This window comes from Klebsiella sp. C360 (genome assembly GCF_048822415.1).
GTDB lineage: Bacteria > Pseudomonadota > Gammaproteobacteria > Enterobacterales > Enterobacteriaceae > Klebsiella > Klebsiella quasipneumoniae.
The window spans coordinates 43,189-62,454 of sequence record NZ_JBMEZZ010000007.1; the positions used below are offsets into that span (position 1 = coordinate 43,189).

Sequence of the window (19,266 nt, forward strand, 5' to 3'; positions counted from 1 at the left end):
TACCCTACAGGGGATAATGTCAAGATTATCCCCTGGTGGGGATAGGAGTATAATTATCCTTGTGTGGGGATAAAACAGGAAGAATGGTGGCCGGAGACACCTTTACATGCCCGGTGGCGGCTACCGCCTTACCGGGCCTACGGGCTGTCTCTGCCCGCTCCGTAACGATCCAGGCCGGGCAAGCGCAGCGCCGCCCGGCAATGGGCAGCCGGATTTAGCTGCCGCGGTAGGTCGACCACCCGCCCGGGGCTATCAGAAACGGCAGATGGAAATGGTCATCTGTCGCCTCGCCAATGACAAAATCAATCTGCGCCCGGGTAAAAACGCTCTCGCGCCCGACGCGGGCAAACCACGCCCCCGTTTCCGCGGTTAAGCAGTAGCGCCCCGCCGGCAGCGGCGCGGCACTGAAGGTGGCGATACGCCCCTGGGCGTTAGTCACCAGGTTTGCCAGCGTCTCGCCCTCCCGGCTCAGGCTGACCGTCACGCCTTCCGCCGGCGTGCCGGTGGAAATATCCAGAATATGGGTGCTCAGGGTACTCATTCGCCAATCGCTCCTTCCAGTCTTAACATCGTAATTTCCCGCAGCTGGGCAAGCGCCTCAGCCACTTCTTCGTCGGCGGTATGCTGCAGCCGGCGCGTCAGCGCCTGCAGCATCTCTTCGCCGCTGCGCCCTTTGGCGCGGATTAAAAACACCCGGCCAAAACGGGTCTCGTAGCGGGCATTTCCCTCCCGCAGGGCCTGCGCCAGCTTTTCATTATCGCTGTCCACCGCCGACTGCTCCTGGCGCGACATCGTCGCATGCGCCTGGCTGCCGGTCGGTTTTTCGCCGATCCGCGGATGGGCGCTGAGCGCCGCGTTCAGATCGTTCTCCCCCCAGTCGGCCATCGCTTCCCGGGCGACCTGCAGCAGCGCTTCACGGCAGGCGAAGGGTCGCAAGCTCACCAGCGTATCGCTCCAGGCCGGGATCGCCACGCAGGGGGCCAGCAGCGCCACTGCCTCATCATGACTCAGACGGTTAAACTGTCTCAGCGCGATCATCCTGACTCCTTATCGTTTTCGTCGCCGCCTGCTCCTGCGGCAGAACAAGGTTCAGCGCTATCGCCACCAGCCCACCGCTGGTGGCCGCCGAACCGAACAGATCGCCGACCATCGGCGGAAAATGGCTGAGAAACGCCGGCACCGACTCCACGCCAAGGCCCGCGCCAAACGCCAGACCAACGATCAGCACATCGCGTCGGGTGAGCGGGTTCTGGGTAATGATCCGGATCCCGGCCGCTACCACACAGCCAAACATCACCATCGTGGCGCCCCCCAGCACCGGCGCCGGGATCTGCCGCAGCAGTTCGCCCACCGGCGGGAACAGCCCAAGCAGGATCAGAATCACGCCAATGTAGCGCCCGACATAGCGGCTGGCCACCCCGGTCATCTGGATCACGCCGTTGTTCTGCGCGAAAGTCGTGTTCGGAAAGGCGCTGAGCATCGCGGCCACCATGCAGCTGACGCCGTCCGCCAGGATACCGCCCTTCAACCGGTTGCGGAAAGCGCGATCGTCAACAGACTGTTGCGAAATCAGCGAGTTGGCCGTCAGATCGCCCACCGCCTCCAGAATACAGACCAGCGACACCAGCGCCACCGGCAGAAAAATCGCGCTGTTAAACTGAAAACCGAACGGAAACAGCGTCGGCAGGCGAAACAGGGTGTCGCCCAGGCTGTGAAGGTGGAACTGACCGCTCAGCCCTGCCGCCACACAGCCCACGGCAATGCCCACCACCACCGAGGAGAGCCGCAGCCAGCGGTTTTTGGCGCAGCTCAGCAGAACGATAACGCCCAGGGTACCCGCCCCGAGCGCGATATTGCTCATGCTGGCGAAATCCTGCGCCTTTTCTCCACCGCACCAGTTAATGACGCTGACCTTGATCAGGCTGATGCCGATCAGCGCAATCACGCTGCCGGTAATGATGGGGGTAAAGATTTTCTTCAGCGGTTCAATAAAGCGGCTGACAATCACCGGCACCAGGGCGGCGACAAAGTTAACGCCAAACAGCATCGCCATAATATCCTGCGGCCCGCCGCCCTGCGCTTTCACCCACATCCCTCCGGCTACCGCCACGCCAAGAAAGGCGAAGCTGGTGCCCTGCATGCAGATCATCCCGGCGCCAATGCCCCAGACCCGGTTGGACTGCAGAAAGGTACCGATACCCGAGGCCAGCAGCGACATACTGATGAGATACGGCAGCCAGTCGCCAAGTCCGAGGGTGGCGCCGATAATCAGCGGCGGCGTGATGATCCCCACCAGACCCGCCAGCACATGCTGGAGGGCGCTAAAAAAGGCCGCAAGCGGTGGGATCCGCTGTTCAAGGCCGTAAAGCAGGCCGCTGTGATGTTCGTCAGACATGGTGTTATCCCGTAGCAAAGAGAAGTGCAAGAGCTTCTGCACAAAGCAGGCCAGAGACGACCAACGCGAACGAATAAATTTATTAATACTTTAAAATCATTCAGTTAAATCACTCCAGTCACGACTCGCCCCCCACCGCTGCGGAACCAGGATGCTGAAACGATAGATTCCTAATGCAACATATAGAAACTTTTGATTCATAAAAAGGCAACCAATGCGTCACATTGCACCGATGTGGTGCGTCATGACCTATCGCTGTGCCTCAGGCCGGCGGTTTTCCACCTTCCGGCGAACTGGTACGCAAATTGCTGTAGTCAGTCACAACATCGGGAGAAGGAGAAAAAAATGAAAGCAATCGTGATTGGCGCCGGCATCGGCGGCTTAAGTGCGGCAGTAGCGCTCAAACAGTCGGGGATCGACTGCGAAGTCTATGAAGCGGTGAAAGAGATCAAACCGGTCGGCGCGGCGATTTCCGTGTGGCCCAACGGCGTGAAGTGCATGGCCCACCTCGGCATGGGCGATATCATGGAAACCTTCGGCGGACCACTGCGCCGTATGGCGTATCGCGATTTCCGCAGCGGCGAGAACATGACCCAGTTCAGCCTCGCGCCGCTGATCGAACGTACCGGCAGCCGCCCCTGCCCGGTCTCCCGCGCAGAGCTGCAGCGGGAAATGCTGGATTACTGGGGACGGGAAAGCGTGCAGTTCGGCAAACGCGTCACCCGCTGTGAAGAAAACGCCGACGGCGTGACGGTGTGGTTTACCGACGGCAGCAGCGCCAGCGGCGATCTGCTGATTGCCGCCGACGGCAGCCATTCCGCGCTGCGTCCGTGGGTGCTCGGCTTTACCCCGCAGCGCCGCTACGCCGGCTACGTCAACTGGAACGGTCTGGTGGAAATAGATGAAGCGCTGGCGCCCGGCGATCAGTGGACCACCTTTGTCGGCGAAGGCAAGCGCGTCTCGCTGATGCCGGTCTCCGCCGGCCGGTTCTACTTTTTCTTTGATGTGCCGCTGCCGGCGGGTCTGGCGGAGGATCGTGACACCCTGCGCGCTGACCTCAGCCGCTACTTTGCCGGCTGGGCGCCGCCGGTGCAGAAGCTGATCGCCGCCCTCGACCCGCAGACCACCAACCGTATTGAAATCCACGATATCGAACCGTTCAGCCGCCTGGTGCGCGGTCGCGTCGCGCTGCTGGGCGACGCCGGACACAGCACCACCCCGGATATTGGCCAGGGGGGATGCGCGGCGATGGAAGATGCGGTGGTACTGGGCGCCGTTTTCCGCCAGACCCGCGATATTGCGACCGCCCTGCGCGAGTATGAAGCCCAGCGCTGCGACCGGGTCCGCGATCTGGTACTGAAGGCGCGCAAGCGCTGCGATATCACCCACGGAAAGGATATGCAGCTCACTGAAGCCTGGTACCAGGAGCTGCGGGAGGAGACCGGCGAGCGGATTATCAACGGCATGTGCGATACCATCCTCAGCGGGCCGCTGGGCTGACGGTCGCCATGGATTCAATCACCGCGCTCAGCGTCTGAATGGCCATCTGCGCAGGACGCGATAGCTGACGCGAAGGCGCGGTGCACAGCGCCAGGGTCAGCGGCCGCAGCAGCGTACTGCGCAGCGGGACAAAGGCCAGCTGTCCGCGCTGAACCTCGTCCAGCACGTCGAGCAGGCTGAGGAGCGTCACGCCGCTGCCGCGCAGCACCAGCGACTTAATGAGCCGGATATCATTGCAGCTGATGGTATTCTCCGGCGCAAAGTCATGGTGGCGATAGAGAAGCGCCACCCGCTCATGAACGATCAGCGGCGCGCCGGGCACGATGTGCCGCTCGAGGCTGAGCTCGCCCAAAGACAGGGCCCTCGCCCCCGCCAGGGGGTGGTCCGGGCGCATCACAATCCCCACCTCCAGTTCGGCAAAGGCCAGCACGCTGAGTCCGGCCTGCCCCTGCGGATCGAGGATCAGACCGACGTCCAGATCCGCCTGACGCACTTTCTGGCTGACGGTGTGGCTGTCGGCCACCTGCAGATCCAGCTCCAGCCACGGCCAGCTGGCGATAATCTCCGCCAGCGCGGCGGCGAAGCCACCTTCCGCCAGCGCCTGCACCATACCGACGCTGACGCTCCCGCGCTTCATCCCCTGCAGCTCATCAAATTTCTGCCGGGTCTGGCGAAACTCCTTCTGCCAGCGCAGCAGATTGTCATACAGCAGTTCGCCCGCGGTGGTCATTCGCAGTCCCTCCGGCAGCCGCTCGAACAGCGGTGTCCCGAAGGCCTCCTCGGCCTGCAGGATCTGGCGGTTAATCGCTGAGGCGGAGATATGCAGCTGCTCGGCGGCCCGGCGCAGGCTGCCGCAGCGGGCCACGGCGATGAAATAGTGGGCGAAACGGGAAAATGGACTCATGGCGACCCTGTACTCTTTTTTGCAACAGCAGAGTGAATTAATGGTGATGGATGTGAACACCCTAATATGACAACAATAATCTCACAACAATAAAACAATCACCGATGTGAGCAGGAAGAGAAATCATGAAGACAACCATCCCGACGCCCCCCGCCCATTGCACCTTTGATCCAGAGGACTGGCTGCGGCTGGCCCGCTGCTGGCACCCGGTGGCCCGCGCCTGCGATATTGGCGGCGCCCCGGTGAAAGCCACCCTGCTGGACGAACAGTTGGTTATCTATCGCATTAAAGGTCAGGTGGTGGTCGCCCGCGACGTCTGCCCGCACCGCGGCGTCCCGCTGACCCTGGGGTTTCATGAAGAAGAAGGCATCGTCTGCCCCTATCATGGCCTGCGCTTTGGCGAGGATGGCCGCTGCAATCGCATCCCCTCCAGTCCGGGGCAACCCATTCCAGCCAAACTGCATCTCACCAGCTTCGCCGTGGAGGAGCGCTACGGGCTGATCTGGACCTGTCTGGCCTGCGACCCGGACAATCCGCCGCCGTTACCGACCATGCCGCACTGGGACGACGCCGGCTTTCAGCAAATCAACTGCCCGGCCTTCGAGGTGAAGGGCTTTGCCGGCCGCCAGGTCGAAGGCTTTCTCGATGTCGCCCACTTTGCGTGGATCCACACTGATACCTTTGCCGACCCGGACAATCAGCAGGTGCCGGACTACACCCCGCAGGAGACACCGTTCGGCTTTGTTGCCGACTACTGGAGCTCGGTGGGCAATTACCCGGCCAGCTCCGATTTCCGCGCGCCGGAAGGGTTCCAGTGGCTGCGTCACTTTGAAATGCATCTGCCCTTCACCGCCACGCTGACCATCCATTTCCCTGCCGATGCGAAGCTGGTGATCATGAACGCCGCCTCGCCGGTGTCGTCGCGCGTGACGCGGATGTTCGCCCCTATCGCCCGCAATTTTGACCTGCATGTGCCGGTGGAAGACGTTCATGCGTTCAACCTGCGGGTGTTTGAGGAGGATCGCCTGATGGTTGAGACCCAGCGCCCGGAGCGGCTGCCGCTGGATCTGACCCTGGAGGCGCATATTCCGGCAGACCGCAGCTCTATCGCCTACCGGCGCGGGCTGAAGAAGATGGGCTTTGGCGATTTTTTTCTGGTATGAGTGGAGGTCTTATGCGCGACATACTCCCGGTGGTGGTCGATGGCCTGTGGCGCCAGGGCGCGAAAAATCTGGCCGTTCGTCTGGTGAGCGCCGATGGGCAACCGCTGCCGGCGTGGACGCCCGGCGCCCATATCGACCTCCATCTCCCCTGCGGGCTGATCCGTCAGTATTCGCTGACCGGCAGCCCGGCCGGGCGGGATCACTATCTGCTCTGCGTCGCCCGCGAGGCGCAGTCGCGAGGCGGCTCCCGTTATATTCATGATACCCTGCGCCCGGGGCAGCCCTTGCTGATCTCTGCCCCGCGCAACCACTTTCCCCTGCGCGGGGGCGGCCACGTGGTGCTCCTCGCCGCCGGGATCGGCATTACGCCGCTGCTGGCGATGGCCCACGCCCGGGCGGCGTCCGGCGCCAGCTTTACGCTGCACTACTACGTCAGCCGCGCGCAGGAGGCCGCCTTCGCCACCGAGATCGCCAGCCAGCTCACCGGCGGAACCTGCCTGATCCACTGCTCTGCCGACGGACAGAGTCCGCGCCTGCGGCTGGCGCAGGATCTGGGCGCGCCGGACGCCGACACCCGGGTCTATTTCTGCGGACCGGCAGGGTTTATGAGCCAGGTGCGCGACACCGCGCTGGCTGCCGGCTGGGCGGAGGCGCAACTGCACAGCGAAGCGTTCCAGCCGCCCGCCCCGACGGCGGCCTCGGCGGCGGACGGAACCTTCACCATCACCCTCGCCTCCACCGGGGAGCGCTGGCCGGTACCGGGGGACAAAACCATCGCCCGGGTGCTGCAGGAGCATGGCGTCGACGTGCCGCTCTCCTGCGAGATGGGGATCTGCGGCGCCTGCCTGACGCCGGTGCGGGAGGGAACGGTCGACCACCGGGATACCGTGCAGTCGGAGGCGGAAAAACAGGCAGCGGAGCAGCATATTGCGCTGTGCTGCTCCCGCAGCCTGTCGGCCAATTTAGTTATCGATCTCGCGGGATAAGCGACCGGTCTCCGGCTGTTCGGCGCGGGCGACCGGTTTCACCCGCACGGCGGTGAAGACCACGACCATCGCGGTCAACAGCAGCACACCGCTGCCGGTGAAGACGCCGCTGGCGCCGTGCAGATCGAACACCGCCCCGCCGCCGGCGGCGCCGGCGCTGATGGCCAGCTGAATAGAGGCCACCAGCAGACCGCCCGCGCTTTCCGCCTCATCCGGCACGGTGGTGGCCAGCCAGGTGGACCAGGCCACCGGCACCAGACCGAAGGCAAACCCCCAGAGGGCGACCAGCAGCCCGTCGAGCACGCTCAGATGGCCAAACGTCACCATCAGCAGCGCCAGGACGCTCATCATCAGCGGCACCAGCGCCAGGGTCAGACGCAGGCTGCGGCTCAGCAGATAGCTCGCTACCGAGGTGCCGATAAAGTTAGCGATACCGAAACCGAGTAAAATCAGTGAAACGCCTTCAACGCTGGCCTGCGCGACGGTCTCAAGGAACGGCCGCAGGTAGGTGAAGAAGGCGAAATGGCCGCTGAAAATGAGGATCGACGCCAGCATGCCGCCCAGCATACCGGGACGACGCAGCACCCTGAACAGCGTGGAGAAGGTGCCAACGCTTTCCGGGCGCATGGAGGGCAGCACCCACAGCTGCCAGAGCAGCGCCAGCAGGCTGGGTATCGCGCAGAGAATAAACACGTTGCGCCAGCCGATCAGCTCCCCGAGGTAGCTGCCGAGCGGCGCGGCCACCACTGTGGCGACAGACACCGCGGAAAAGATGATCGCCAGCGCCTTCGGCACATGGGCCGCCGGCACCAGACGCATCACCGTGGCGGTGGACATCGCCCAGAAACCGCCGATGGCGATCCCCAGCAGCAGACGACCGAGCAGGAGAAACGCCAGCGAACCGGCAAAAGCGACCATCAGGCTGGAGACAATCTGCAGCACGGAAAAAAACATCAGCACCCAGCGGCGGTCGATATTGCGGGTGGCGGTGGCGATCAGCAGGCCGGTGACTAACGCCACCAGCGCCGTGGCGGTCACCGCCTGCCCGGCCATCCCTTCGCTGACGCCGAGGCTGCTGGCCATCGGCGTTAACAGGCTGGCGGGCAGAAACTCGGCCACGATCAGGCCGAACACCCCGAGGGCCAGGGCATAGACGGCACGCCAGGCAGGCCTGACGGGTGTCAGGCTTGCGTCAGCAGCTATGCAGGAAGTCATATACATCTCTCCAGGTTTATTAACATCCTGGTCATCTTAGGGGCTTACCTCTGGACGATATATGATGCATACTCTTCAGTTATTGATTATTCGTCCGGAATTACCATGAGCCAGCCTACAATCGACCTGACCAGCGAACTGCTGCGCGGTATGCGCCTCTCCGGCGTGAATTACCGGCGCATCGAAACCTCCCGCCCGTTTGGCGTCGGCTTTAGCGCCGTGGCGGGCAAAGCCCAGTTCCATTTCATCAGCCGCGGACCGGTGCTGCTGCGCATGGCCAGCGGAGAACAGTTCACCCTGGAGAGCGGCGACGCGCTGTTTATTCCTAACGGCGACGGACACGCCCTGCTCTCCGATCCGCAGGCCGCGGTGGTGAATGTGGCGCAGCTGAACAGCGAAACGGTGTGCAGCACGGTAAGTTGCATCAACGCTGGCGGCCAGCCTGACTGCCCGGAGCGCGCCGTGATTTTCAGCGGTTGCATGGACTTTGAGCTCGGCGGCATGCAGCCGCTGGTGAAGGCCATGCCCGAGGTGATGCGGGTGAGTTGCCTGCTCCACACCTGGCCGGAGATCCAGCCGCTGCTGGCCGCAATGGAGCGGGAATCGCTCACCCGCCAGGCGGGCTATGCCGGGATCCTCGCCCGGCTGGCGGACGTGGTGGCCGCGCTGATTGTCCGCGGCTGGGTGGCATGCGGGTGCGGTAACGCCACCGGCTGGGTGCAGGTCCTGCGCGATCCCCGGCTGGCGAAAGCGATCTACGCCATGCATCAGCGTCCGGGCGTGAACTGGAAAGTGGAAGATCTGGCGCGGGAGGCGGGGCTGTCGCGCTCTCTCTTCGCCGAGCGTTTTCTTGCCGCCACCGGCACCACCCCCGCCCGCTATCTGACCGAGCTGCGTATGCGGCTGGCGGTGCAGTACATCACCCACGAAGGCCAGGCGCTGGAAAAGGTGGCCTTCCGCCTCGGGTATCAGTCGCTGGCGGCCTTCAGCCGGGCTTTCAAACGCATCACCGGCCAGCCGCCGGGGGCCCTGCGCGCCACGGCACGCTAGAGTCAGCCTTTATATAAAGCGATACACGCCGTTGCCAACGCGAAAGCGTTGCCCCTTAAGCGTCGGGTTGGCGACGCGAAACACCAGTTCGGTCAGCTGGTTGGCGGCTCCTTCGCGGAAAGTAAACCACTGGCCGCCCACGTCCAGCCCCTGCTCCCCCTGTGGCGGGAAGCCCAGCAGCGCCTGCCAGCGATCGCGCACCGCCTGCGGATTGTCCACCTCGAACACCGCCTGCTCGAGCACAATGTCGCCCAGCGGGTGAGGCACGTCCAGCCCCTGGGCGCGCAGCCGCGCCAGCCGGGTCTCGTCGTCTTCTCCCCACTGCAGCACAAAAGGATAGACCAGTCCGTCGGTGTCGCCATCGATGGTGAAGATCCGCCAGCGGATGACATTGCCCTGCGGATCGTGGCGCTGGCCATCGACGATCGGTGACACCGCCAGCCCCTTGCGACGCAAGTTGTCATGGGTGGCGTCGATGTCGTCGCTGCGCAGCGCGACGCGAAACAGCGCTTCGTTCTCCGGCAGCAACCGCGCGGCATCCCGCGAGAGCAGAAACCTGTCCGTCGCGGCGCGCAGTTCGTCCGGGTCGGAAATGGCGAGGAATTCGATATAGGTCAGACCAAAATAGCTGAGCGCATTGCGGGTTCCCCACCCCGGATGGCGCCCGCCGGCCACCGCCCGCAGCTGCTGTCCGGCAAAGGTTTCAATCGCCGCTTCCGGCTGATTCACAAACTGTACTGCGTGGTCCCACTGCAAGGTTGCCATGATCTCTCCCGCGGTTGTGTCTGTTCAGGCGTCTGCGGCAAAAGATAGTGCTGGGGTGAAGGGAATGGCAAACAAGAATTAAGTATATCGAAAGCTGGATACGTGATTTATATCAACGCGGTATATGGAGTCTGACAGGCGATGAAACGGCGGACTCACGAATGGCCCGCCGGCGGGATCAGACCGACCCTTCTTTCTCAATCACCAGAATACGCGCCGCCCCCTGGGGATGAGCGACATGCTCGCATCCCACCTCGGCGTAGAAAATATCGCCGGCGTTCAGCATGATCACCTGCTCCTCGCCGTTGACTTTCACATGCATCGCCACCTGACCATCCATGACGGCAAACACCTCCTGACCGTCGTTGATGTGCCAGATATAGGGTTGGTCGGTCCAGTGCAGGCGCACGGTGGTGCCGGAAAAATTAGCGATATCCAGCGCGCCCCACGCGCGGTCGGCGGTGAAATCTTTACTGCTCCAGCTCTGCATAATGATGTCCTGTGATAAGGGTTATTTTTTCTGCCAGTTTGCCCATGGATCCGCTTTCTCTGCCGGCGCATCGTCGTCGAGCGAAGCCAGATACATCGCCTCCACCTCTTTGCGCGCCCACGGCGTCCGGCGGAGAAATTTCAGGCTGGACTTGATGCTGGGATCGCTTTTAAAGCAGTTAATGTTGACCTGGCGGGCCATTTCCGCCCAGCCGTAGCGCGCGACCAGGGCATTGAGCAGCGCTTCCAGCGTCACGCCGTGCAGGGGATCTTTTGAACTGTGCATGAGGATACATCCGTTCCGCATTAAAAAAGTGCGCCCACCTTACTGACTCTCGATGACGGGCGCAACGGCTTCAGTGCGCCCTTACGCCTTTATCTATTTAACGCAAAAGCACTGAACCCCGCGCGAACATAAATTAGAAAATAACGTTATTGGTTGATTATCTGGCCCTGAGGCAAGCTGTGCTCAGCCCCGAACAGAGGAAATCACCATGCGCTGCTGTTGTGCCCGAACCCTGAACCTGAATCGACCCATAACATATTATCCCGTTTTCGGAGAACACAATGAACGCGACAACCCTGCCGATTCTCGATCTGGCCCGCTACGCGGACCCCGCGGATAAAGCGGCCTTCCTGGCCGACCTGCGCCACGCCGCCCGCGACATCGGCTTCTTTTATCTGATCAACCACGGTGTCGACGACGCGCTTCAATATGAAGTTCAGCGCCAGTCCCAACGCTTTTTTGCCCTCGATGAGGCGCAAAAACAGCAGGTGGCGATGATCCACTCCCCCCATTTTCGCGGCTATAACCGCGCGGCCTCTGAGCTGACGCGCGGCCAGCCTGACTGGCGAGAGCAGTTTGATATCGGCGCCGAACGTCCGGCGCTGACCCTCAGCGATGACGCCCCGCGCTGGCAGCGCCTGCAGGGTCCGAATCTGTGGCCTGCCGCCCTGCCGTCGCTTAAACCGGTATTACTTCACTGGCAACAGCAGATGACCCAGGTGGGGATCCGCCTGCTGCGCGCCTTTGCCGAAGCGCTGCAACTCCCGGAGAATGCCTTTGACCAACTCTATGGCGACAAACCCAACGAGCATATCAAACTGATCCGCTATCCCGGCCAGCAGGAGACGCAAAGCAGCCAGGGCGTCGGCGCCCATAAAGATTCCGGTTTTCTCAGCTTCCTGCTGCAGGACGAACAGAAAGGGCTGCAGGTTGAGGTGGCGCCCGGGCAGTGGATCGACGCTGTGCCGCTGGCCGGCAGCTTTGTGGTCAATATTGGCGAACTGCTGGAGCTGGCCACCAACGGCTATCTGCGCGCTACCGTTCACCGGGTGGTGTCGCCGCCGGCGCAGCAGCAGCGCCTCTCCATCGCTTTCTTCCTTGGCGCCCAGCTTGACGCGGTGGTGCCGGTTTATACCCTGTCGCCCGAGCTGGCGCGTGAGGCGCGCGGTCCGGACAGCGACCCGCACAATCCGCTGCTGCGCGATGTCGGCTGGAATTATCTCAAGGGCCGTCTGCGTTCCCATCCGGACGTGGCGGAACGCTACTATCAGGACGTGTTTCGCGAACGCGCCGAGCAATTGATCGTTTAACCATAACTAAAAAGGAACACACCATGAAATATGCCGCTTTTAAACTGGCAGGGGTCGCACTGTCTCTTTCTCTGGCATGGACGTCTGCCCAGGCCGCCGCGCTGCGCGTCGCCGCGGACCCGGTTCCCCACGCGGAGATCCTCAACTACATCAAAAAAATCGATCCCAGCCTCGATCTGAAGGTGGTGGAGCTGACCAGCGGGGTCAACGCCAATGAACTGCTGGCCAGTGGCGACGTGGATGCCAACTACTTCCAGCATGTTCCCTACCTGAAGGATCAGGAAAAAGCGCTGGGTAAAACCTTTGCCGTCGCGGCCACCGTGCACATTGAGCCGCTGGGGATCTACTCGCACAAACATAAAAATTTCTCGTCGCTGCCGGACAACGCCACGGTGGCGGTGCCGAATAACACCACCAACCTGAGCCGTGCGCTGTTCCTGCTGCAGGCGCAGAAGCTTATCAAGCTGGACCCTAAATTTACCGACCCGGCCACCACTCTGGCGACGCCGAAGGATATTGTCGAGAACCCGAAACACCTGAAGATCCTGGAGATTGAATCGCCGCAGATCCCGCGCTCCCTCGACGATGTCGACCTGGCGGTGATTAACGGTAACTACGCCCTCGAAGCCGGGCTGGTGCCGGCGAAAGACGCTCTGGGGCTGGAAAGCGCCGAGCATAATCCCTACGCCAATATCCTGGTGACCACCCCAGCCCTGGCCAATGACCCGCGCATTAAGGCGCTGGCGAAAGACCTGACGTCGCCGCAGGTGGCGGAGTTTATCCGTAAAAACTACAACGGCTCGGTGATCCCGGTGGCCCCTCAGTCATGATAACCATCGAAGGGCTGAGCAAAACCTACGCCGGAACCGGCCGACCGGCGCTGAACGATATCGCGTTACAGATCCCGAAAGGGGCGATATACGGCATTCTCGGGCGCAGCGGCGCCGGCAAAAGTACGCTCATCCGCTGTCTCAATTTGCTGGAGCGGCCCACCTCGGGCCGCATTCTGGTGAACGGACAGGATATTACACAGCTGAACAAGGCGGCGCTGCGGGATTTCGCCTGCGTACCGGGATGATTTTCCAGCACTTCAATCTGCTGCATGCCCGCACCGTCGCCGACAACATCGCGGTGCCGCTGGAGATAGCCGGGGTGCCGCGGGCCGCTCGCGAAGCGCGGGTGCGCGAACTGCTGGAGCTGGTGGATCTCAGCGACAAGGCCGCCGCCTTCCCGTCTCAGCTTTCCGGCGGGCAAAAACAGCGCGTCGGCATCGCCCGGGCGCTGGCCGCCCGACCGGAGGTGCTGCTGTGCGATGAGGCGACCAGCGCGCTGGATCCCGAGACCACCGCCTCGGTGCTGGCTCTGCTGGCGGATATTAACCAGCGGCTCAATCTGACCATTGTGCTGATAACGCACCAGCTGGAGGTGGTGAAAACCATTTGTGACCACGCGGCGCTGCTGGAACAGGGCGAAATTGTCGAAAGCGGCAAACTCGCCGACCTGCTGGTGACCCCGTGGTCGCGGCTGCGTCAGTCGCTGCTGCACGACCCGCAGGCTGAACAGGATTTTCTTACCCGTCACGGCGTTCAGGGGAGGCCATTATGCGGAGTAGCATGAGCTGGGAAGATTTGTGGCCGTTATTACTCGACGGCACGCTGGATACGCTCTATATGGTGGGCCTGGCGGCCCTGTTTACCGTGCTGATCGGGCTGCCCACCGGTGTGTTGTTATTTATTTCCCGCGCCAATGGCCTCGCGCCGATGCCGAAACTGAACGCGCTGCTGGGGGCGGCGATCAACATCGGCAGATCGTTACCGTTTATCGTGCTGCTGATCGCGCTGATCCCTTTTACCCGCCTGATCGTCGGCACCACGCTGGGCAGCACCGCCGCTATCGTGCCGGTGACCATCGGCGCCTTTCCGTTCTTTGCCCGTCTGACGGAAAACGCGCTCGACGAGGTGGATTACGGGAGAATCGAAGCCATTCTGTCGATGGGCGGCAACGTCTGGCACGTGATTTTTAAATCTCTGCTGCCGGAAGCCCTGCCGACGCTACTGGCCGGGATTACGCTGACCATCGTGATGCTGATTGGCTTTTCGTCGATGGCCGGGGTGATCGGCGGCGGCGGACTCGGCGACCTCGCCATCCGCTATGGCTATCAGCGGTTTAATAATGAGGTGATGTTTGGCACGGTGCTGATCCTAGTGGCGATGGTTCAGGGCGTACAAATGGCCGGCGATCGGCTGGTGCGCCGCCTGGCACACCGCCGCTAACCGTCAGACATTAATTCCAGCCGCACTCTGCCGCCAGCTGGCGGACCAGACTGGCGGCGTCACACTCGCGGATCAACCCCACACCCTGCCCGGCCCAGTGCGCGCCATACTCATGGACGCCCTGGGTTTTCGCGGCGGCGGCCAGCGCTTTGCCGATATCATATGCCAGCGGATAATCCGGCACAGCGCTCGCCGGACAGGCTTCCCCCACTGCGCAGAAGGTATTCGCCAGACAACGTGCCGGACGCCCGGATATCGCTGAGGTCAGTACCGTACGCCCGTCAATGCTGTTAGCGATCGCCGCGCGGTAGCCGGCGTCGGCGGCCGATTCCGGACAGAGTAAAAACGCCGTGCCGAGCTGAGCGCCCTGCGCCCCCAGCTGCATCACGCTGGCGACCCCCGCGCCGTCCATGATGCCCCCGGCGGCGACCACCGGGATGGTCAGCCGGCGCCGCAGATGTTGCACCAGAGTAAAGGTGCTCATCTGCGCGTCTGGCTCCTGCGGGTCGAAGATCCCCCGGTGCCCGCCCGCCTCAAAGCCCTGAGCGACCACCACGTCAATCCCCTGCTCCTCAATGACCTGCGCCTCCTTAAGCGACGTCGCCGTGGCCAGAGTGACGATCCCCTGCTGTCGCAGGCGCTGGATCGCCTCGCGCTCAGGAAGGCCGAAATGAAAGCTCACCACCGCGGGTGAGAGATCGAGAAGCAGCTCCAGCATGGCGGTGTGCCCGATAAACGTCTGGTATATCTCCCTAAGCGACGCCGGAGGGATACTGCCAAAGCGGGTAAAATGGGGGCGCAGCGTCTCAGCCCAGTCCGCCTCCCGTCGGGCGTCGCGCCGGGGCGGCGCATGGCAAAACAGATTGACATTGAACGGCCGGTCCGTCAGCTGGCGGGTGGCGACGATCATCGCTTCCGCCTGGGCAACGGTTGAAGCGCCCAGCCCCAGCGAACCCAGCGCCCCGGCATGACTCACCGCGGCAGCCAGCGCGGGGGTGGAGACGCCCGCCATCGGGGCCTGGATCAGGGGGTAGTCAATATCAAGAAGCGAAAGCAGTGAATTTTGCATGGGTTCCTCGTTCATGAGCGATGCCGGAGGCTTACCATCTCTTTTAAAGATGATAAGATCAACATCATTATCATATTGAGAATAAAAATATGAACCACAGCACACTGCAGATTTTTATCCAGGTGGCCGACACGCAAAGCGTCACTCTGGCAGCAAAACGGCTTGGCCGCGCCCAGTCCAATATCACCACCCGTATTCAGCAACTGGAGGAGGAGCTTGCCGTGGAACTCTTCGTCCGCGGCAACAAAAAAATGGTGCTGTCGCCGGCAGGCGTTCAGTTTCTCAGCTATGCCCGGCGGATCCTGAGCCTGGCGGAAGAGGCAAAGCAGAGTCTGCATCCAACCACGCCCGGCGGCAGCCTGCGGCTGGGCGCGATGGAGGCGACCGCCGCCAGCCGTCTGCCGCCGCTGCTCACCCGCTTCCAACAGCGGTGCCCGCAGGTGGATGTCACGCTCAGCACCCGGCCGACCCGCCAGTTAACCGAGGGGGTATTAACCGCCGCCCTTGATGCCGCGCTGGTCTGCCTGCCGCCAGGGACAGATGGCCAACCGGCATGCCCGCCCGGCCTGGGATCTGTCCCGGTGTTTCAGGAAACCCTGATGCTGGTCCGTCCGCAGAGCGCTGGCCCGCTGCGGTTCGCGGCATTTGCCAGCGGCTGCAGCTATCGGACGCTGGGAGAGCGCTGGCTGGCGGAACAACAGGCGGCCGTCGAGGTGCATGAGGTGAGCTCCTATCACAGCATGCTGGCCTGCGTGGCCTCCGGGCGCTACGCCTGCCTGTTGCCGCAGAGCGTGCTGGCGCTGATGACGCTTCCCGAAAACAGCCTAAGCGAACCGCTGTGCGAGGCGACCACCCAGCTTATCTGGCGCCAGGGGTTCAGCACCTCCGCCCTCAGCGAGTGGCGCATCCTGTTGCAAAGCGCCGCGTACGGCTAAGCTAAAAGAGGAAACCGCGACGCACTCGCCGGAGGCAAACCTGAGCTCTTACCGACAAACGCAGAGGCGTTTTGCCGCTACAGTATCCACCCGAGCGACAAAATCGTATTCGCCAGGTCGCGGCCATGATGTCGCTTTTTGCCGGGTGGCGGCTGCGCCTGACCCGGCCTACATGGCGGCGCTTAGCCGGCTAAGGGCGCCTCCGCTCCGTAGGCCCGCGCAAGCGCAGCGCCGCCGGGCGACGGGTCGCGGCCATGATGCCGCTTTTTGCCGGGTGGCGGCTGCGCCTGACCCGGTCTACATGGCGGCGCTTAGCTGGCTATAGGGTTCCTCCGCTCCGTAGGCCCGCGCAAGCGCAGCGCCGCCGGGCGCCAGATCGCGGCCATGATGCCGCTTTTTGCCGGGTGGCGGCTGCGCCTGACCCGGCCTACGCCTTTTGGGAGTCATTATGTCGTTCTGCCACATACGCATCGCCAGACCGGTCAGCGAACTGGAGAGCACCGCCAGCATGTATTGCGCCGGGCTGGGGCTGCAGCAACTTGGAAGCTTTATCGATCATGAAGGATTCAGCGGGATGATGATCGGTTCGCCGGATGCCAGCTGGCATCTGGAATTCACCCACTGCCGCCACCATCCCGTTACCCCCTCGCCAGGAGATGAAGATCTGCTGGTGCTGTACTATCCGCAGCCTGAGGCCTGGAAGGCACAATGCAGCGCCATGGACGCCGCCGGGTTTCTGCGCGTCACGGCATTCAACCCCTACTGGGAGGTCAACGGCGTCACTTTCGTCGACCGCGACGGCTATCGCACCGTGCTGCAAAACCGCGCCTGGAGGGAAGTGCGAAACGTTTCACATCACGAGGAGCCTCAATAACCTCCCCGAGTTGACCCGCACCGCGCCCGGCGGGGGCGTTAAGCCTGTTCCGCCCGCAGCCACGGTGTCACGGTAAGCCCGGCCAGCAGACCTTCCGGACTGAGCAGGCGGGTGACGGTCTGCCCCCACGGCTCGTCGCGCGCGGCAACAAGGAGGTGGTACCCCTGCTGCTGCAGCCGCGCCGTCGCCGCGGCAAGGTCGCGGACCTCAAATTCAATCCACGCCTGCGGCACCGGCTCCGTCTCCGGCCACTGCTCCTGACCAAAACAGGACTGCGCCGCCTGCGCCAGCGGCCACAGCGCAAAATGCTTCACCCCGCCGATGGCATCCTGCTCGCTGAGCAGATACGCCTCGTTACCCGGCATCGGCTTCAGCGGCAATCCCAATGCCTGACAATAGAAATCACGGCTTTGCGAGGTGCTTTGGGTAATAGGGCCGAAGCCCGCAATGAACATAACGTCAATATCGGCGAATTCCTGGGACATATACTCTCCTCAAGGCGGCGGCAAGATACCGTCATCATGCCCCGAAGCCGGCGTCAGCGGCAACACCGTTAATGACGGCGGCGAGGCCATCGATCACGGATAAAACGCCCTCGCCACTCGCCAGCCTCTTCGCGGCGCGTTATGCTAAACATCCCTATGTATTAACCCTTTATCCCTATGAGCACTTCCGTCAGCACCACGCAACTTAATCTGCGCATCATTTCGATCGTTGTTTTTACCTGTATCTGTTATCTCTCTATTGGTCTGCCGCTGGCCGTTCTGCCGGGTTATATTCACTATCAGCTGGGCTACAGCACCTTTGTCGCCGGGATCGTGATCAGCCTGCAGTACATCTCGACGCTGATAAGCCGGCCGCACGCCGGGCGCTACACCGATATCTGGGGCCCGAAAAAAGTGGTTAGCCTCGGGATCGTCTGCTGTCTGCTCAGCGGCGCCTTCACGCTGCTGGCGGTAATGTTGCAGGCGATGCCGATGCTGGCGATTGCCGCGCTGTTGGCGGGCCGGGTATTTCTTGGCGTCGGCGAAAGCTTTACCGCCACCGGCGCCACGCTCTGGGGGATCAAAACCGTCGGCGCGATCCATACGTCGCGGGTGATCTCCTGGAACGGCGTGGCAACCTATGTGGCGATGGCGGTCGGCGCGCCGCTGGGGGTCACCCTGAACCAGTATTTCGGCATCAGCGGCTTTGCCACGGTGGTGGTGCTGGTCGCCGCCATCGGCCTGCTGTTCGCCCGCACGCGGCAGGACGTCAGTGTGACCGCCGGCGTCAGAGCGCCCTTTCACGCGGTGGTGCGCAAAATCTGGCCTTATGGGCTGGGGCTGGCCTTTGGCACCGTTGGTTTCGGCGTTATTGCCACCTTTATCACCCTCTACTTTGCCGCGCACAGCTGGCAGGGTGCCGCGTTTACCCTCTCGCTGTTCAGCGTCGGCTTTATCTGTGTTCGCCTGGTGCTGGGGAACACCATCACTCGCTATGGCGGGGTCCCGGTATCCCTGGCCTGCTTCGTCATCGAATGTCTCGGCCTGCTGCTTATCTGGCTGGCGCCGTCGGCCTGGGTGGCGGGGATCGGCGCCTTTCTCACCGGCTCGGGTTTTTCGCTGGTCTTCCCGGCGTTGGGGGTTGAGGCGGTAAAACAGGTGGAAGAGCAAAACCAGGGCACCGCCCTTGGCACCTACTCGGCGTTCCTTGATCTCGCGCTGGGGCTGACCGGGCCGCTGGCCGGCTGGATCGCCGGGTACTACGATCTCGCCACCCTGTATCTGCTGGCGGCAATCGTCGTAGTGTTCGCTTTCCTGCTGATTTTACGCGTATATCTGCAACAGCGGGCCGCGGTCAGGACGTAGCCAGGCCCGGCTCGCGGAACGCCGCGGGCCGCCGACACCGGCAAAAAACGAATCGGCAATTGACGACGATTCGGCTTCCGTGCCAACATCCCCTTCAGCGTCTGGCGACAGATGCAAGGACGGTGGCGGAAAACAACAGAGATCGCGCAACGATCCGGCCCGCCGCCGTAGTCCAATCCGAATCACTGACCCACACGGTGAA

General features: G+C 62.7%; 20 protein-coding genes and 1 pseudogene. 11 read left to right on the forward strand and 10 right to left on the reverse strand.

The features are described from left to right. Positions 1–214: 214 nt before the first annotated feature. From uraH to ACOI7D_RS18655, 3 genes are read right to left on the reverse strand one after another with little or no spacing between them, the layout of a single operon-like run. On the reverse strand, positions 215–541 hold the full coding sequence (uraH, locus tag ACOI7D_RS18645; protein ID WP_064154632.1) for a hydroxyisourate hydrolase: 327 nt from the start codon (positions 539–541) through the stop codon (positions 215–217). Beyond that, on the reverse strand, positions 538–1,038 hold the full coding sequence (gene uraD / locus ACOI7D_RS18650) for a 2-oxo-4-hydroxy-4-carboxy-5-ureidoimidazoline decarboxylase (RefSeq protein WP_109547357.1): 501 nt from the start codon (positions 1,036–1,038) through the stop codon (positions 538–540). The genes uraH and uraD overlap by 4 nt, the downstream gene beginning before the upstream one ends. Next, a complete protein-coding gene (locus ACOI7D_RS18655; protein WP_032452824.1) occupies positions 1,016–2,395 on the reverse strand; it encodes a nucleobase:cation symporter-2 family protein in 1,380 nt (459 codons plus the stop codon). Before ACOI7D_RS18655 ends, uraD begins: the two co-directional genes overlap by 23 nt. Before the next feature lie 345 nt (positions 2,396–2,740). Here ACOI7D_RS18655 and hpxO point away from each other — a divergent pair, with 345 nt between their 5' ends. Further along, positions 2,741–3,895: an FAD-dependent urate hydroxylase HpxO gene (gene hpxO, locus ACOI7D_RS18660; RefSeq protein ID WP_023289663.1), complete on the forward strand. Its 1,155-nt coding sequence runs from the start codon at positions 2,741–2,743 to the stop codon at positions 3,893–3,895. Here the strand turns inward: hpxO and hpxR are convergent. After that, positions 3,876–4,799, reverse strand: coding sequence for a LysR family hpxDE operon transcriptional regulator HpxR (gene hpxR, locus ACOI7D_RS18665; RefSeq protein WP_023289662.1), 924 nt, complete (start codon positions 4,797–4,799; stop codon positions 3,876–3,878). The genes hpxO and hpxR overlap by 20 nt on opposite strands. A 125-nt stretch (positions 4,800–4,924) precedes the next feature. Here hpxR and hpxD point away from each other — a divergent pair, with 125 nt between their 5' ends. Next, complete coding sequence (gene hpxD / locus ACOI7D_RS18670) at positions 4,925–5,962, forward strand: molybdenum cofactor-independent xanthine hydroxylase subunit HpxD (RefSeq protein WP_048297498.1); 1,038 nt, start codon at positions 4,925–4,927, stop codon at positions 5,960–5,962. 11 nt (positions 5,963–5,973) lie between these two features. Further along, the gene (gene hpxE / locus ACOI7D_RS18675; protein WP_072420217.1) at positions 5,974–6,948 is read left to right on the forward strand and encodes a molybdenum cofactor-independent xanthine hydroxylase subunit HpxE; all 975 of its coding nucleotides are present in this window, start codon (positions 5,974–5,976) and stop codon (positions 6,946–6,948) included. On the opposite strand, the gene ACOI7D_RS18680 is transcribed toward hpxE, so the two are convergent. Then, complete coding sequence (locus ACOI7D_RS18680; protein ID WP_109547605.1) at positions 6,925–8,163, reverse strand: MFS transporter; 1,239 nt, start codon at positions 8,161–8,163, stop codon at positions 6,925–6,927. The two genes, hpxE and ACOI7D_RS18680, sit on opposite strands and share 24 nt — an antisense overlap. Positions 8,164–8,268: 105 nt before the next feature. On the opposite strand from ACOI7D_RS18680, the gene ACOI7D_RS18685 reads away from it, so the two are divergent. Continuing rightward, the gene (locus ACOI7D_RS18685) at positions 8,269–9,213 is read left to right on the forward strand and encodes an AraC family transcriptional regulator (protein ID WP_044522989.1); all 945 of its coding nucleotides are present in this window, start codon (positions 8,269–8,271) and stop codon (positions 9,211–9,213) included. Between the two features lie 9 nt (positions 9,214–9,222). On the opposite strand, the gene ACOI7D_RS18690 is transcribed toward ACOI7D_RS18685, so the two are convergent. From ACOI7D_RS18690 to ACOI7D_RS18700, 3 genes are all read right to left on the reverse strand, one after another. Beyond that, complete coding sequence (locus ACOI7D_RS18690) at positions 9,223–9,978, reverse strand: VOC family protein (RefSeq protein WP_109547359.1); 756 nt, start codon at positions 9,976–9,978, stop codon at positions 9,223–9,225. A 178-nt stretch (positions 9,979–10,156) separates the two neighbouring features. Beyond that, positions 10,157–10,468, reverse strand: coding sequence for a cupin domain-containing protein (locus ACOI7D_RS18695; protein WP_032452817.1), 312 nt, complete (start codon positions 10,466–10,468; stop codon positions 10,157–10,159). Positions 10,469–10,489: 21 nt separating this feature from the next. After that, the gene (locus ACOI7D_RS18700; protein ID WP_004205937.1) at positions 10,490–10,753 is read right to left on the reverse strand and encodes a VF530 family DNA-binding protein; all 264 of its coding nucleotides are present in this window, start codon (positions 10,751–10,753) and stop codon (positions 10,490–10,492) included. Positions 10,754–11,034: 281 nt separating this feature from the next. On the opposite strand from ACOI7D_RS18700, the gene ACOI7D_RS18705 reads away from it, so the two are divergent. From ACOI7D_RS18705 to ACOI7D_RS18720, 4 genes and pseudogenes are all read left to right on the forward strand, one after another. Next, entirely contained in the window at positions 11,035–12,063 is a 1,029-nt protein-coding gene (locus ACOI7D_RS18705; RefSeq protein WP_281166429.1) for an isopenicillin N synthase family dioxygenase, read from the forward strand. Between the two features lie 23 nt (positions 12,064–12,086). Then, the gene (locus ACOI7D_RS18710; RefSeq protein WP_032452814.1) at positions 12,087–12,893 is read left to right on the forward strand and encodes a MetQ/NlpA family ABC transporter substrate-binding protein; all 807 of its coding nucleotides are present in this window, start codon (positions 12,087–12,089) and stop codon (positions 12,891–12,893) included. After that, positions 12,890–13,680, forward strand: a pseudogene (locus ACOI7D_RS18715) (methionine ABC transporter ATP-binding protein). The gene ACOI7D_RS18710 and the pseudogene ACOI7D_RS18715 overlap by 4 nt, the downstream one beginning before the upstream one ends. Continuing rightward, positions 13,677–14,336, forward strand: a complete 660-nt coding sequence (locus tag ACOI7D_RS18720; RefSeq protein ID WP_072096700.1) for a methionine ABC transporter permease — start codon at positions 13,677–13,679, stop codon at positions 14,334–14,336. Before ACOI7D_RS18715 ends, ACOI7D_RS18720 begins: the two are co-directional and overlap by 4 nt. Positions 14,337–14,346: 10 nt before the next feature. Here ACOI7D_RS18720 and ACOI7D_RS18725 read toward each other — a convergent pair whose 3' ends face one another. Continuing rightward, on the reverse strand, positions 14,347–15,405 hold the full coding sequence (locus tag ACOI7D_RS18725; protein ID WP_374704070.1) for an NAD(P)H-dependent flavin oxidoreductase: 1,059 nt from the start codon (positions 15,403–15,405) through the stop codon (positions 14,347–14,349). An 89-nt stretch (positions 15,406–15,494) separates the two neighbouring features. Here ACOI7D_RS18725 and ACOI7D_RS18730 point away from each other — a divergent pair, with 89 nt between their 5' ends. Continuing rightward, the gene (locus ACOI7D_RS18730; protein ID WP_109547361.1) at positions 15,495–16,340 is read left to right on the forward strand and encodes a LysR substrate-binding domain-containing protein; all 846 of its coding nucleotides are present in this window, start codon (positions 15,495–15,497) and stop codon (positions 16,338–16,340) included. Between the two features lie 448 nt (positions 16,341–16,788). Then, positions 16,789–17,214, forward strand: coding sequence for a VOC family protein (locus ACOI7D_RS18735; RefSeq protein WP_109547362.1), 426 nt, complete (start codon positions 16,789–16,791; stop codon positions 17,212–17,214). 38 nt (positions 17,215–17,252) lie between these two features. On the opposite strand, the gene ACOI7D_RS18740 is transcribed toward ACOI7D_RS18735, so the two are convergent. After that, positions 17,253–17,699 carry a VOC family protein gene (locus ACOI7D_RS18740; RefSeq protein WP_032452804.1) on the reverse strand — a complete coding sequence of 149 codons (447 nt, stop codon included), beginning with the start codon at positions 17,697–17,699 and terminating at the stop codon, positions 17,253–17,255. 177 nt (positions 17,700–17,876) lie between these two features. Between ACOI7D_RS18740 and ACOI7D_RS18745 the strand changes: the two genes are divergently transcribed. Continuing rightward, entirely contained in the window at positions 17,877–19,064 is a 1,188-nt protein-coding gene (locus tag ACOI7D_RS18745; RefSeq protein ID WP_109547363.1) for an MFS transporter, read from the forward strand. Positions 19,065–19,266 lie beyond the last annotated feature (202 nt).